11 protein-coding genes and 5 pseudogenes are annotated in these 14,100 nt (G+C 54.9%); 11 read left to right on the forward strand and 5 right to left on the reverse strand.

The genetic code is table 11. The annotated features are described in order from the left end of the window. Positions 1 to 50 precede the first annotated feature (50 nt). From FDY98_RS06200 to FDY98_RS06225, 6 genes and pseudogenes are all read left to right on the forward strand, one after another. Positions 51 to 1,112, forward strand: a pseudogene (locus FDY98_RS06200) (TRAP transporter substrate-binding protein); the annotation flags it as partial. Between the two features lie 83 nt (positions 1,113 to 1,195). Continuing rightward, positions 1,196 to 1,789, forward strand: a complete 594-nt coding sequence (locus FDY98_RS06205) for a TRAP transporter small permease (protein ID WP_009287267.1) — start codon at positions 1,196 to 1,198, stop codon at positions 1,787 to 1,789. A gap of 2 nt (positions 1,790 to 1,791) precedes the next feature. Then, positions 1,792 to 3,070 (forward strand): annotated as a pseudogene (locus tag FDY98_RS06210) (TRAP transporter large permease). A 29-nt stretch (positions 3,071 to 3,099) separates the two neighbouring features. Then, a complete protein-coding gene (locus FDY98_RS06215) occupies positions 3,100 to 3,627 on the forward strand; it encodes a gluconokinase (protein WP_035538563.1) in 528 nt (175 codons plus the stop codon). An 86-nt stretch (positions 3,628 to 3,713) separates the two neighbouring features. Then, positions 3,714 to 4,708, forward strand: a pseudogene (gene gntR / locus FDY98_RS06220) (gluconate operon transcriptional repressor GntR). A gap of 71 nt (positions 4,709 to 4,779) precedes the next feature. Beyond that, a complete protein-coding gene (locus FDY98_RS06225; RefSeq protein ID WP_027959783.1) occupies positions 4,780 to 5,628 on the forward strand; it encodes an MOSC domain-containing protein in 849 nt (282 codons plus the stop codon). Here FDY98_RS06225 and FDY98_RS06230 read toward each other — a convergent pair. Beyond that, positions 5,582 to 6,491, reverse strand: a pseudogene (locus FDY98_RS06230) (DMT family transporter). The gene FDY98_RS06225 and the pseudogene FDY98_RS06230 sit on opposite strands and share 47 nt — an antisense overlap. 204 nt (positions 6,492 to 6,695) lie before the next feature. Here FDY98_RS06230 and FDY98_RS06235 point away from each other — a divergent pair. Beyond that, positions 6,696 to 7,118 carry an OsmC family protein gene (locus tag FDY98_RS06235; protein ID WP_027959781.1) on the forward strand — a complete coding sequence of 141 codons (423 nt, stop codon included), beginning with the start codon at positions 6,696 to 6,698 and terminating at the stop codon, positions 7,116 to 7,118. Between the two features lie 184 nt (positions 7,119 to 7,302). Here FDY98_RS06235 and FDY98_RS06240 read toward each other — a convergent pair whose 3' ends face one another. Next, positions 7,303 to 7,728, reverse strand: a complete 426-nt coding sequence (locus tag FDY98_RS06240; RefSeq protein ID WP_027959780.1) for a PRC-barrel domain-containing protein — start codon at positions 7,726 to 7,728, stop codon at positions 7,303 to 7,305. Positions 7,729 to 8,148: 420 nt separating this feature from the next. Here FDY98_RS06240 and FDY98_RS06245 point away from each other — a divergent pair. Beyond that, positions 8,149 to 9,104: pseudogene (locus tag FDY98_RS06245) on the forward strand (L,D-transpeptidase family protein). 14 nt (positions 9,105 to 9,118) lie between these two features. Here FDY98_RS06245 and FDY98_RS06250 read toward each other — a convergent pair. Next, positions 9,119 to 9,787, reverse strand: coding sequence for a 2OG-Fe(II) oxygenase (locus FDY98_RS06250; RefSeq protein WP_022520504.1), 669 nt, complete (start codon positions 9,785 to 9,787; stop codon positions 9,119 to 9,121). Further along, on the reverse strand, positions 9,784 to 10,455 hold the full coding sequence (locus FDY98_RS06255; protein ID WP_022520503.1) for a CoA pyrophosphatase: 672 nt from the start codon (positions 10,453 to 10,455) through the stop codon (positions 9,784 to 9,786). Before FDY98_RS06255 ends, FDY98_RS06250 begins: the two co-directional genes overlap by 4 nt. 94 nt (positions 10,456 to 10,549) lie before the next feature. Between FDY98_RS06255 and FDY98_RS06260 the strand changes: the two genes are divergently transcribed. Beyond that, complete coding sequence (locus FDY98_RS06260; RefSeq protein WP_022520502.1) at positions 10,550 to 11,107, forward strand: NUDIX hydrolase; 558 nt, start codon at positions 10,550 to 10,552, stop codon at positions 11,105 to 11,107. 20 nt (positions 11,108 to 11,127) lie between these two features. Here FDY98_RS06260 and FDY98_RS06265 read toward each other — a convergent pair whose 3' ends face one another. After that, positions 11,128 to 11,439 (reverse strand): hypothetical protein, encoded by a 312-nt coding sequence (locus FDY98_RS06265; RefSeq protein ID WP_022520501.1) that lies wholly within the window; start codon positions 11,437 to 11,439, stop codon positions 11,128 to 11,130. 141 nt (positions 11,440 to 11,580) lie between these two features. Here FDY98_RS06265 and FDY98_RS06270 point away from each other — a divergent pair, with 141 nt between their 5' ends. Both FDY98_RS06270 and FDY98_RS06275 read left to right on the forward strand, forming a co-directional pair. Beyond that, positions 11,581 to 12,531: a sugar-binding transcriptional regulator gene (locus FDY98_RS06270; RefSeq protein ID WP_022520500.1), complete on the forward strand. Its 951-nt coding sequence runs from the start codon at positions 11,581 to 11,583 to the stop codon at positions 12,529 to 12,531. A 192-nt stretch (positions 12,532 to 12,723) separates the two neighbouring features. Continuing rightward, positions 12,724 to 14,043, forward strand: a complete 1,320-nt coding sequence (locus tag FDY98_RS06275) for an ABC transporter substrate-binding protein (RefSeq protein WP_022520499.1) — start codon at positions 12,724 to 12,726, stop codon at positions 14,041 to 14,043. Positions 14,044 to 14,100: the final 57 nt, after the last annotated feature.

The raw sequence follows: 14,100 nt of genomic DNA on the forward strand, positions 1-14,100 counted from the left end.
GCTATTAACAACCCAGTCATTAACAACAATGAGTATTTGGAGACAACGCTATGACCTCTATTTGGCGCAACACGCTGACCTTAGTCGGCGCGACCACCCTGACATTTGGTATGGCCCATGCCCAAAGCCCGGAGCTCTCTGATCCGCCTGAAATTGAAGGCGAGGTAGTCGGCGACCACGGCTCGCATACTTTGCGCATGGGTATCGGCCTGGCGGAAAGCTCTCCGCAGTACCTATCCAGCCAATACTTTGGTGAGATTCTGGAGCAGCGCACCGACGGCCGCATCACTGTTAACGTTTTCCCTAACAGTCAGTTAGGCGACGACGTTCAAATGATGGAGATGCTACAAACCGGTACGCTGGATATGACCTATCCGTCGAGCTCAGCCACCACGGGTTACGTTGAAGAACTGGCCGCTTTTGATCTGCCCTTCCTGCTACCTAGTCGTGAAGCCGCTGTAGCGGTCATGCAGAGCGATGTTGCCCAGGACATGCTGGACGCCTTTGAAGGCACCGGTCTGAAAGCACTCGCTTTCTCTGAAAATGGCTATCGTCAGCTTTCGAACAGCGCTCGATCGGTGGCTAGTCCTGATGACGTTGCAGGTCTAGATGTGCGCGGTTTAAGCGTTCGTACCATGGAAAACCCGGTACACCTAGCGATTTGGGAAGCCTTAGGTGCCAACCCCACGCCAATGGCCTTTGGTGAGCTGTTCTCCGCCATGGAACAGGGCGTGGTTGATGGTCAGGAAAACCCCTGGAGCACCATCCTGACCTCTAACTTCAACGAAGTGCAGGACTATGGCACTGAAACACGCCACGTCTATACTCCCTTTATCATGATGCTTTCCGAGCGTACTTGGGATCGCATGGCGCCTGAGTATCAAGAGTTGGTGCTGGAAGCCGCTCGCCAGTCCGCTGAATATGAAATTCAGCTGTCTGCTGAGTATGATGACTGGTCTCGGGATCAGCTAGCAGAGCGAGGAATGGAAATTACTCGCCTGGACGACGAGCAGTTAGCCGCGTTCCAAGATGCCGTTCAACCGGTTTATGAAGAGTGGGCGCCGCGTATTGGCGAAGACCTGATCGCCGACATTCAAAAGATCGTTGAAGAGAGGCAGCAACTAAACCTTACGTTTAGCGCACCGTTGGGCAGGCCATCGAGCCTGCCCAACGTGTCAGTGCTTCTGGAGCTCCTATGTCACTCTCCTCTACACCCCCAAATACCCCCACGCCGATTGAAGATCCATCGGTGTATCTGGATGACCCCAATCGCAAGTTGCTGGAAATCGATACCGATACCCGCCAAGGCCCTGCACTGTTCCGCTGGCTAACCTTAGGTATGGAGTATCTTATCGGCGTTATTTTAGTGGCGTTGATTGTGTCCGTTTCTTGCAACGTGGTAGGGCGCGCGCTGTTTAATTACTCACTGCCCTGGGCCGATGAGCTGGCGCGCATGCTGTTTATATGGCTGGTGTTTATCGGGGCCGCTGCGGCGTTTTCCCGTTACGAGCACATTGCCGTTGATGCCTTAGTACGGCGCTTGCCGCTGCGCTTGGCACACATGCTCTATTTACTGCAGCACCTAATTATTACCGGCCTAATGGTGGTAATGATTTGGGGTGGCTACCAAGTGCTGTCGCGTTCAAGCGGGCGCTCAGCGATTATGGATGTGCCATTGAGTTTTATCAGCCTTTCTCTGGTGCTGTGTGTCATCTTTATTGCGGTGGTAGCGGTGTGGCGAATGTGGGTCAGCCTTAACGTTATTCGCCACTCTGAGCGGGAGCGCTAATCATGCTATGGATTTTCCTGGCCATTTTATTGGTCTCTATCGTTATTGGGCTGCCCATTGCCTTTGGTTTAGGCGTGGCGGCGCTGGTCATGGCGGTACTCTCAGATATTCCGCTGTCGATTATGATCGAGCAGTCGATTCGTGGGGTGAACAGCTTTCCGCTGCTCGCCATTCCGTTCTTTATTTTAGTCGGTGAGGTGATGAGTAATGGCGGTATTGCTCGTCGCTTGATGGAACTGGCTGGCGCTATGGTCGGCTTTATGCGCGGCGGGCTAGGGCAGGTTGCCATTACCGGTTCGATGTTCTTTGGCGGCATCAGTGGGTCAGCGGTGGCCGATACGGCCGCTACTGGTGCGATGATGATTCCCTCTATGAAAGAGCAGGGCTACACCGCAGCTAATGCTACCGCAATCAATACCGTGTCGTCGGTGATCGGAATTATTATTCCGCCCTCCATCCCGCTGATTCTGTACGGCATCGTCACTGAAACCTCGATTAGCCGCCTGTTTATAGCCGGTATCATTCCAGGGCTGTTGATTGGCTTTGCGCTGATGGTGACCACCTATATTCTTGCCAAAAAGGATGGCGGCGGCGTGCAGCAGTTCCGCTGGGATCGTCTCTGGAAAGCCTTCAAAGATGCTTGGCTTGCACTTGTTCTGCCGGTCATCGTGATTGGCGGTATTATTGGCGGCGTATTTACCGCCACCGAAGCGGCCGTGGCGGCGCTGCTTTATGCGCTGGCTATTTCTGGTGGTTTACCGTGAGTTCAAGATCAAAGAGCTCGGCGGTATGCTGATTCGCACTGCTCGTTTGACCGGCATGGTGATGATGCTGCTAGCGTTTGCGACGGTTATTGCTTGGTTCCTTACCATCAATATGGTGCCACAAACCCTGGTCAGCCAAGTGCAAGCGATCACTCAAGATCCGTTTATGCTGCTGCTGATTGTGGCGACTTTGCTGCTGTTGGTAGGTTTCGTAATGGACTTAACGCCGGCCATGGTCATCATGGCGCCCATGCTGGCACCGATCGTGACTTCGGTAGGTGTTGATGCCGCTTACTTTGGCGTACTGATGGCGTTTGTATTGGGCATTGGGCTGCTAACCCCGCCGGTAGGTACCTGCCTTTACGTAGGTTGTGGTGTGGGTAAAGTCTCCATGGAGTCGTTAGTCAAAGCCATGCTGCCTTACTATGTGGCGCTCTTAGTCGTGCTGGTAATTCTGATCGCTTTCCCTGGCATCGTGACTTGGCTGCCTGATCTTACCGCCGTGCGCGGCAATTAAGGTTCTTGGTAATGAATAGGAGAGCCGCAGTGAAGACCCACTCGCATCGTATTTTGGTGATGGGCGTGTCCGGCTCCGGAAAGTCGCACATTGGTCACCAGTTGGCGTTGACTCTGGGTGCCACGTTTATCGATGGTGATGACTATCACTCACCCGCCAACGTGGCCAAAATGGCCAGTGGCAAGCCGCTCAACGACGATGATCGGAGTGAGTGGTTGGACACCTTGGCGGCGCTGTTTGCCGAGTATCGGGCAAGGGGGGAGTCACTGGTGATTGCCTGCTCCGGATTAAAACAGCGCTACCGTGATCGGCTGCGGCAAGGCGACCCAGCGCTGCAGATTCTCTATTTAGAGGGCAGCCGGGAGCTACTGCTTGAACGGCTTGAAACCCGGGCTGGACACTTCTTCAAAGGCGATACCATGTTAGCCAGTCAACTGGCCGACCTGGAACCGCCCAGTGAAGAGGAGGCCTTCAATGCCTCGATTGCCTTATCGCCCCAAGCGATCATTACGCAATTTGCTGCCACGCTACCGACGCCCAGCCGCTCGCCCATTTAAAGGAAGTAAGTTAAAGGAAAAATAAGCATTGGGGTCAGCTTTAGGGAAGACCTCAATGCTTACACCTTGAATAAGGCAGTTACTTTTTGAAGAAAAAACGTCCCACCCTGCAGGATATTGCCGACCACGTAGGGCTACCAAAATGACGGTAAGCCGCTGCCTACGTGACCCTGAAACGGTCTCGGAAGGCCTGCGCGAACGCATCTTCTCGATTGCCGAACAGATTGGTTATATTCCCAACCGTGCGCCGGATCTGCTTTCCAGATCGACCAGCCACTCTATCGGGGTGCTGGTACCATCGCTTACCAACCAGGTATTCGCCGATGTTATCCTCGGTATCGAAACGCTGACGGAGCCGGCGGGGTATCACCTGATGCTTTCTCACTATGGCTATAGCCCCGAGCTTGAAGAACGCAGCCTGGCCTCGTTGCTCTCCTATAATGTCGACGGCATTATTCTGTCAGATCGTGACCATACTTCGCGCAGCCTGCGAATGCTGGAAACCGCCGGTATTCCAATTGTGGAAATCATGGACACCCACCGCCCCCCGCTACAACAGGCGGTGGGCTACGACAACGTTCAAGCCGCCTACGACATGGTCAGCGAGATGATCTTACGGGGTCGGCGCCAGGTGATATATCTGGCGGTACGTTTGGATGAGCGTACTCGCCAGCGCGAACAGGGCTACCGCCGTGCCATGGAAGAGCACGGCTTGACGCCCGTTACCCTGCAGAGCACCCAGCGCTCCTCTTACAGTGTGGGAGCGGCGCTGCTGCAACAGGTGATCACTGACTACTCCACGGCGGATGGTCTGTTCTGCACCAACGATGACGTCGCGGTTGGGGCATATTTCGAGTGTCAGCGGCGGGGCATTGACGTACCAGGGCAGATGGCGCTGGCGGGCTTCCACGGCCACGATGTAGGCCATGTAATGACACCACGCCTAGCCAGTGTGGTCACCCCCCGTCAGGCCATCGGTGAAGCAGCTGCGGGGGAGCTATTAGCGCGGCTTCGCGGTGAGAAGCAGACCCAAAAAGTGGTTGATTTGGGCTATCGTATTGAAGTGGGGATGACCTTATAGAGCGCGTTATCAAGTAGCCGTTAGCGGCGTAAATGACTAAAGTAGCCTTTTACTTTTGTCGCGAGGCCGTCGTGCAGATTACTCAACTCAATATTTACCCCGTCAAATCGCTAAAAGGTATCAGCGTGACTCAAAGCGAGCTGCAAGAGCACGGGCTAGCCTGGGATCGCCGCTGGATGCTGGTAGACGCGCAGCAGCGTTTTGTGACCCAGCGCCAACTCCCGGCGCTTGCCACCGTTGAGGTCGCGCTGACCGATGAGCACTTGGTGCTGTCGCATCCTAACGTCGAGCCTATGAGCGTACCGCTGGCCGAGCCAGAGGGAAATTTGCGCCTGGTCAGCGTGTGGAATGACCACTGCAAAGCTCTGCCGGAGAGCGATGAAGTATCGCGCTGGTTGGTCGCCGCCCTAGGCGAGCAGGTTCAGGGGTTTAGCATGGTGCGCTTTGCTACCGAGTTTACCCGTGCCGTTGAAGAGGATTTCCTTGATGGCGGGGCGGCGCATACCTACTTTTCCGACGGTTACCCTTTTTTGGTTGCCACTACGGGGTCGTTAGACGCTCTAAATCAAGCGTTAGTGGCAGGCGGGCATGCTCCTGTGCCCATGAACCGCTTTCGGCCTAATATCGTCGTAGAGAGTGACGAGGCGTGGGCGGAAGATCGCTGGGCAACGTTGACTCAGCAAAACGGCACCTTTCAGCTAGCGTTACGTAAGCCCTGTAAGCGCTGCAAAATCACCACCATCGATCAGCATACGGCGGCAGTGCCTGCCCCTGCTGAACCGCTAAAAACCTTGATTGAACTCAATACGCAACCCAACCTTAAAGGCGCGCATTTTGGCCAAAATGCCACGCTGCTTGAAGGCGCAGGCAGCGTTATTCGTGTGGGGGATAGACTGGCGGCGGCGACTCGCGACGCTTAATGCGCAGCAGCTTAGTGGCAATCGCCGTGCCGATAAGGGTTATCACCATACCGGCGATAATCTGAAGGTTGAGCGTTTCGCCAAGCAGCAGATAGCCCCATATCAGCGCGCTCACCGGCACCAGAAAAGTGACCGTTGAGGTGGCAGTAGCGCCCGCGCTGGCGAGTAAGCCAAAGTAGAGCAGAAAAGCCAGCGTGGTGCTAAGCGCAGCCAAGGCCAAGGCATTGCCCCACGCCAGTGGGCTAATGGGTTCGCTTGGCCACAGCAATATGCCGGGAATCATCAGCACCAGCGCCGACATGGCGCTGCTGCCTGCGGCCAGCACACGGGTTGGTAGATGGCCAAGGCGTGTTTTTGAGTAGTTGCCCGCAATACCGTAGCAAAACGTGGCGCCTAAAACGGCCAAAATGAACCAGCCGTCGCCGCCCAGGGCAAAATCGAGCCGATCGGCAGAGAGCACATAAACACCCAGGAGTGCCAAGGCAAGTCCTAGGTACTGCTGGCGCTGTATCGCGGTAGCGTAGCGAGAATAGCGCACCAATTAGTGCAGTGAAAATCGGCGTGGTGGCATTAATCAGCGAGGTAAAGCCCGCTTCAAGGCGCGTGGTGGCAAGTGCCAGCAGTGAAAAAGGCAGTACGTGATTGACTACCCCTAAAAACAGCAGCGGCCCCTTATGCTGCCAGATGAGTCTCAGGTAGTGCAGGCTGATCAGCAGCGGCATCAATAGCAGCGCGCCAATGCCCATGCGCACCAGCACTAAAGGCACTGCACCGAATTCGGGGGCGGCCACGCGCATAAAGATAAATGACAGGCCCCATAGCGAAGAGAGCAGTAGCAAGCGCAGCGCATCAGCCGACGACATGGCGAGTCCTTAACGTTCAAGAGGTGATCCAGTTAGGTAGCTAACTAGCTTAAGGCCGAATAGAAGGGGATGGAAGTGATTGAAGCACGGGTTCGGCAGAACAGGAGAAAATCAGCTACGCTGGTTAGGTGGTCGAGCGGCAACTGCCGTTAGGCCTTGTCTGATAACATGTCTATGCATAATCGCACACACAAGGAGTTGTTCATGGATCGTAAAGCTAGCGCACGTTGGGAAGGTGGTCTCAAGGATGGTAAAGGCACCGTTTCAACCGAAAGTGGCGTTTTAGATGCCAAGTACTCCTTCAGCAAGCGCTTTGAAGATGAAAAAGGTACCAACCCCGAAGAGCTGATTGGCGCAGCGCACGCCAGCTGTTTCTCAATGGCGCTCTCAATGATTTTGGGCGAGAAAGGCTATACCGCTGACGCCATCGAAACCAGCGCCAAAGTGACTCTTTCCCAAAGCGATGCTGGGTTCAGTATCTCGAAAATTCACCTGGACGTGGAGGCTGAGATCAGTGGCGCTGACGACGCCGCATTCCAGGAAGCAGCGGAAACGGCTAAAGCGAATTGCCCAGTTTCCAAAGTACTTAATGCGGATATTAGCATGACGGCTAAACTGAAGGCCTAAATTTTTTTTAGACTGTGATTTGCTTATAAGAAGATAGTTTTTTAATAGAGATGGCTCGCGTATAAACAGTGTGCGCGAGCCATTTTGTTGACTAAACTAATTTTAGCCTCTTAGGTATTTTTTTAAGTTATAGGCATTAAAAAAGCCTTGGCAATTGCCAAGGCTTTTATTTGCTGACTGGTGCTTATTTGTTGTCTTCGTCTTCGTTGCGATTGTACTCTTCAGCTGCTTCTAGCGCATCTTCTGACGCATTAACGGTAATGACATAATCATCGTCATCTTCGTTTTTGGTCAGCTCAAGCGAGTCCCATTCAATAGCGACGTTTTTCTCGCCCATACCTAAGAAGCCACCAACGCCAACAACAACAGCATTGATTTGGCCGTCTTCACCGATTACCAGATCAGTGATGGTGCCGATATCTTCGTCATCTTCGACGCTGCTTTTGACTTGGTTGCCGGTTAAAGCGTCAGCATGGAAAGTGTTTTCTGGCGTTTCCGTCAGGTAAGTTGCTTCCATGGTGGTACTCTCTTCAGCATTTACACTGCCAGCGGCAAACATAAAGGCCGGAACCATGAGCGTACCTAGAATAGCGGGTTTGATCGTTTTCATTTTGCTTGCTCCTTGCGATTTTATTGGGCTTAACGACTCCGCGTAACAACCCGAATAAATCAATAGTGGCGGTATTGGCTTCGTCTAAAATAAGCGATAGCAACGCCGATACTATTATTCCTAAGTGTGTTAATTACCCTGGTTATTTAATGCACTAGGATAATTGACGCTATCTTGCGCTTCACTGCGCCAAGACGACTATCAGATTAGTCGCTGTGTTCAAAAATACAACCTTTCAAGTGAAACTTTTAAGTAACATAACCGCTGCTGTTCCGCCCTCATGGGCCTACACCGCGCCGTCGTGCGGCAGTCTGTCGAGTTGACCCGCCCTCGTTCAGTGTTCATATTCGTCCCCAAATGGCTCACTTTTTATTCTTGGTTTGATAAAAGTGAGGTCGCATAAAAAGGAGACCCCAGACCATGACTTCCCACCCTTTGCAGATTATTAAGCAGCTCTGCGTCAGTAGCGTTGCGCTAGGCGCTTGGCTATTAGCCTCAAGCGCAGTGGCCGATAGCAGCGAGCTGCCCAAAGGGCATTTTCTGCTGCCTGAAGAGGGCAATATGGTGGGCCAGATGTATACCGTCACGGCGACCGAAGAGGATACGCTGCTGGATATTGCCCGGGCACACAACGTGGGCTACGAAGAGATTCGTATGGCCAACCCGGATACCAGCCTCTGGGTACCGGGAGAAGGCACCGAGGTGACGATCCCGGGCAGTATATTCTTCCCGATGAGACGCGTAGCGGCATTGTGATTAACGTGGCAGAGCTACGCCTTTACTACTACCCCGAGGTAGCAGAGGGCGAGACGCCGCGGGTCGAAACATACCCTATTGGTATCGGGCGGGATGCTTATAACACCCCGCTGGGAATTACCGAAACCACCATGCGGCTTGAAAACCCGGCCTGGTATCCACCTGAGTCGATTCGTCGTGAAGCCGCCGAGCGGGGCGACCCAGCCCCTGCGGTGGTTCCCCCTGGCGCCGATAATCCCTTGGGTGAATACGCTATTTTGCTGGATATTCCCGGTTACCTGATCCATGGCACTAACCAGCCAGATGGCATCGGTATGCGTGCCAGCCGTGGCTGTATACGAATGCACCCGGAAGATATTGAGTCGGTCTTCTGGCGGGTACCGGTAGGCACCCAGGTCAATATTATCGATTCACCAATCAAAGTCGGCTGGGGTGAAGGGGGGAAGCGTTACATACAAGCCTTCACTGCGACGGATGAACAAGTATTTGGTATGGAAACGCTGTTAAACGTTGTTGGCTTAATTGAAAAGCATGACGGTAGTGGTGCCTCCAGCGCCAACTACGAGCAGGTAAGTGAAATATTAGAGCGAGCGAATGGCCAGATTGTGCCGATTAGCTAAACGATCGTGCAGCGCTAGCGTGCTGGATCCAACACCCCACCCAGCGATGCATTGCGCCGAAACCAGCCCGCGATGCTGGTACGCGGGCAGCGAGTAGGCAGTACTTCGTGGGGAATGGTCTCAGACAAGAAGCAGGCGAAGGTACCCGCTTCGGGTACCACCCGGGCGACCTCTTGGCTGGGGTCGTCCGGATGGTAGATCACCATCTCACCGCCACCGTCGCTGGGCCAGTCCGGCGTCAAATAGCCGACCGTGGATATCACGCGGTTAGCGCGACCACGAAAGCTATCCAGGTGGCGCTGATAAAAAGCCCCGGGCGGGTAGTGGGCAAAGTGGGCTTCGTACTCAAATAAGCCCAAAAACAGCGCGTGGTTAAGCGCCTGCTGTAGCTCGCTCATGGCGTCTAAGTAACGCCGCTGGGCAGCGCTTTCTCGATCAAGCCAGTGAATAGCGTCACCGCGGATATCTTTACGCAGCAGGTGCTGTTGACCGCGGCCAATGCCCGCTTCATCCAGTCCGTTATAGGCCGCCCGGTGTAGAAGCTCATTATTCAGCGCGCCGCATAGCTCCAGGTCAATAACCCCGCGGCCCACATACCAGCCCTGTTCAACCAGCGCATCCACAAGAGCGACCTGCGTCGTGGGCTGAAGCGCAGGTGAAGATGTAGCAACACTGGGTGTCATTGGTTGGATCTCGATGGCGCCGAACTGGAAACGGTTGTCGAGGGTGTCGATAGGCGGTTTTTGCGCTCAGGGTGGTGGCGCAGCGGCCCCTGGGGGCGCTGATATAAATCAATTGGCATACCGAAGCCCTCGGCCAGTAACTCGACCAGCATCATGGCAGATAATCCCCAGATCACATGGCCGTCCACATGATAGCTGGGCACGTAGTGGGCAACGCCATCCACGGTAATCACGTCGGTATGGGTGCGGTGATCGTCTAGAAAGTGACTTAGCGGCACTTCAAAAATAGCGTCTAGCTCGCCGGGGTCGGCAATCAGCGGTAAATCCGGCGGAATAATGCCCACCCAGGGGGTAACGCGAATACCGTGCAGCGAAATAACGTCCGACAGCCGCCCCAGGGGTTGCACCAGAGCGGGGTCGAGGGCAATCTCCTCTTCTGCCTCGCGCAGTGCCGTGGCGTAAAGGTCGCTATCAAAGGGCTCGCGCTTGCCGCCTGGGAACGCCACTTGGCCGCTATGGGTGCTCAAATGGCTGGCCCGCCGGGTAAACAGCAAGGTAGGCGCTGGGCGCTCGACAATCGGCAACAGCACGGCGGCCTCGGGCATCACGATGTGATCCAAGCGTTGAGGAGTCAGCTGTTGCAGCTGTTTACGCAGTTTCTCTAACATGGGGTATCCCGTTACTTTGTTCTCTTTTACCCAGCAGCGGTCATTGGCGTCAAGCGCGTCGAGGCTTCTATTCACTAGCCGTTGAGAATACGCGATGAACTTTTGCAGCCAGTGTGGTGATAAAGTACGTTTTGCCGTCCCGGAAGGCGATGACCGGCCTCGCTACTTGTGCGATGCCTGCGGCACGATTCACTACCAGAACCCTCGCATCGTGGCCGGCACGCTGCCCGTCAGCGGTAGTAAAGTACTGCTCTGTAAGCGGGCGATTTCACCGCGCAAAGGCTACTGGACACTGCCCGCCGGCTATATGGAAAATGCCGAATCAACCCAGCAGGCAGCTTCCAGAGAGACCCGTGAAGAGGCCTGTGCCGAGGTCGAACTGGCCAACCTCTACACCCTGATTGACCTGCCGCATATCAATCAGGTGTATATGATTTTTCGTGCCGAGCTAGTCGGCGGCTTCAGCGCCGGGCCGGAAAGCCTTGAAGTCGCGCTGTTCGAAGAGCATGAAATCCCTTGGGATGAGCTGGCCTTCATGACGATTGAACGCACCCTCAAGCATTTTTACGCCGACCGCCCCCGCAATGAATTTCCGCTGCATATCAGCATGGTAACGCCAGAAGATCGTGAGCGTTACTTTGGCAGTGCGTAATACTTTATTTAAAAGTCTGGTTATAGGTCGGCGAGTTGCCACACATCATAAGCGACTTCTTCGTAGGGGTGGGCAAGCTTCAAGGCCGCGATGGCGCCGTGAATGTGCGCTTCATCGCAGAGCAGTTCGACTTTGAACTCTTCGACCTTTTCCAAGCTGCCCACCGAGCCGATGTGCGGGTGGGCGCCTTCCGTTGGGCGAAACTGCCCCGTGCCTCGGGTTTGAAAACAGGCGTGTTCGTACGCTCCTATACGCCCGGCTCCGGCTTCGAATACCGCCTGCTTAACGCTTTCGGCATCTTCTACGGGGACAAAAAATGCGAGCTTATACATACTGTACCTCCAAACGATCAATCCAGTGTGAAACGTTGAACTCTGGCTATGTTAGCGGATAGGCGACTACTGGTCGCGGGCTTGGCTTTGTATGATGATGCTTTTATGACGTTTACCCACGACTGTTAGATGAGCCATCCTATGGATAAATTTGAGGTAAAGCTGGATCAGGCGGCCAGAGCCGCGTGGATGTCCTATGTAGGTGGAATGACTCAGGATGAGATCGCCAGCCAACTGGGTGTCTCAAGACCCGGTGTGCAGCGTTTATTGGCGTTGGCTCGCCAGGAGGGGTTAGTCAAAGTACATATTGATCATCCTATCTCTAACTGTATGGCGCTGGGCAGCACGCTGCGTGATCACTTTGGCTTGACCTTCTGTGAAGTGGTACCTGCCGATAGCCACGCAGCCGACGGCGCCGCCTCCTACCTGGCAGTCGCCGCTGCCGAGCGCATTGCGCAGCTGGTTGAACGCAGCGAACCGTTGACTCTGTCGCTAGGCACCGGGCGTTCGGTGCGGGCAGCGGTGGAAGCACTTAGTCGTGTTGAGCGGCCCCAGCATCGCTTTGTGTCGCTGGTGGGTAATGTCGCCCGAGATGGTTCGGCCAACCGCTACGATGCAGTAATGGTGATGGCGGATAAAACCGGTGGTGAGCGCTTTTTACTGCCCGCGCCGGTGGTGGCAGAGTCGCTGGCTGAAAAAGAGGCAATGCTGGCCCAGCGTCTCTTTACGGCGATTGCCGATGTGGCGCGGCAGTCAGAAGCTGCCTTTATCGGCGTTGGGCGCATCGACCGCCAAGCCACGCTGTTTCAAGACCATTTTATTAGCGAAAGCGAGCTGGATGAACTGCTGGGACTGAAAGCGGTAGGGGAGTTGCTAGGCTGGCCGCTGAACCGTGACGGCGAGGTGATCGACTGTTCGATTACGCGGCGAGTTACCAGCCTTCCCCTGGAACGTTTTGGTAAGCATCATATGGTGGCGATTGCCGGTGGCCGCGAAAAAGCCCCGGCGATTCACGCCGCGTTGCGCGGCGGCTGGCTGAAGGGCTTGGTGACTGACGAAGTGGCTGCTCGGCAGATCGTTGAAGCACTCTAGGGCTTTCAAACCGCTCTAGGTCTTTAAAACCTAAGTGGGTGCACTGCAACATGCGTTAGGGGTAATGAATTAGCGTAAAGTCTAAGCTAATCGGCTTTGCTTTTTTTGGGCTTACGTACGATCATTTGTTCGATAGATGATCAATAAGATCAAGGCGACAACAATGCCAATACCAGCCCATAGGAGTGCTTTATGCGACTCGCACGTCACTTGCCCGTTACCACGCTAGCGGCCGCCATTGCCATGTCGGGCCATGCCCAGGCGCAAACCGAAATTACCGTGGCTACGGTCAATAACAACGATATGGTGATCATGCAGAGCCTCACCGAGGCTTTCGAAGAAGCTCACCCCGATATCACCCTGGACTGGGTGGTGCTCGAGGAGAACGTGCTACGTCAGCGGATGACCACCGATATTGCCACCGATGGCGGCCAGTTCGACGTGATGACCATCGGCACTTACGAAGTGCCTATCTGGGCAGAGCGCGGCTGGCTGTCCCCCCTGGATAATCTGCCCGACGACTATAACGAAGACGATCTACTGACCTCAGTGCGCGATGGTTTGAGCTTGGATGGCACGTTGCATGCGCTGCCTTTCTACGCCGAAAGCTCAATGATGTACTACCGTCAGGATCTGTTTGAGAAAGCGGGTATTGAAATGAGCGATCAGCCCACCTGGGAAGAGGTGCGTGAGTGGGCGGGCGAGCTGCACGGCAGTGAAGAGGGGGTAGCAGGGATCTGCCTGCGTGGTAAACCAGGTTGGGGCGAAAACATGGCCTTTGTTTCCACACTGGTGAATACCTACGGCGGTCGCTGGTTTGACGAAGAGTGGAACCCTGAACTCAACTCTGAAGCCTGGGTCAACGCTATCCAGTTTTATGTCGATCTGCTCAACGACTACGGCCCGCCAGGCGCTAGTTCCAACGGCTTTAACGAAAACCTGGCGCTGTTCTCCCGCGGTAATTGCGCGATGTGGGTAGATGCCACCTCGGCAGCGGGCAAGCTGTATGACGGCAATGAGTCCGATGTGGCGGACAGCTTAGGCTTTGCCCCAGCACCCGTGGCAGAAACACCCAAAGGCTCACACTGGTTGTGGTCCTGGGCGCTAGCTATCCCAGCCTCTTCAGAGAATCAGGAAGCGGCGCTTGAGTTTATTACCTGGGCGACCTCACAAGAGTACATTGAGCTGGTCGGTGAAACCGAAGGCTGGACCAGCGTACCCCCAGGCACCCGTGAGTCGACCTACGCCAATGAGCAGTACACCGAAGCAGCCCCCTTTGCAGACTTCGTGCTGAAGGCTATTCAAGACGCCGATCCTACCGACTCCACCCTGGAGCCCAATCCCTATGTGGGCGTGCAGTTTGTGGGCATTCCAGAGTTCCAGTCGATCGGCACTCAGGTAGGCCAAACCATTGCCGCGGCGTTGACCGGTGACACCACGGTGGAGCAGGCGCTAGACAGTGCTCAGCGTGCCACCGAACGCACCATGCAGCGTGCCGGTTATCTAGACTGATGTGACCCGCAGTGCCTGCCTTGGCTAACCCGGCAGGCATTGCCCCCACACTGTTTC

It is taken from the genome of Halomonas sp. PA16-9 (assembly GCF_009728585.1).
Lineage (GTDB): Bacteria > Pseudomonadota > Gammaproteobacteria > Pseudomonadales > Halomonadaceae > Vreelandella > Vreelandella titanicae.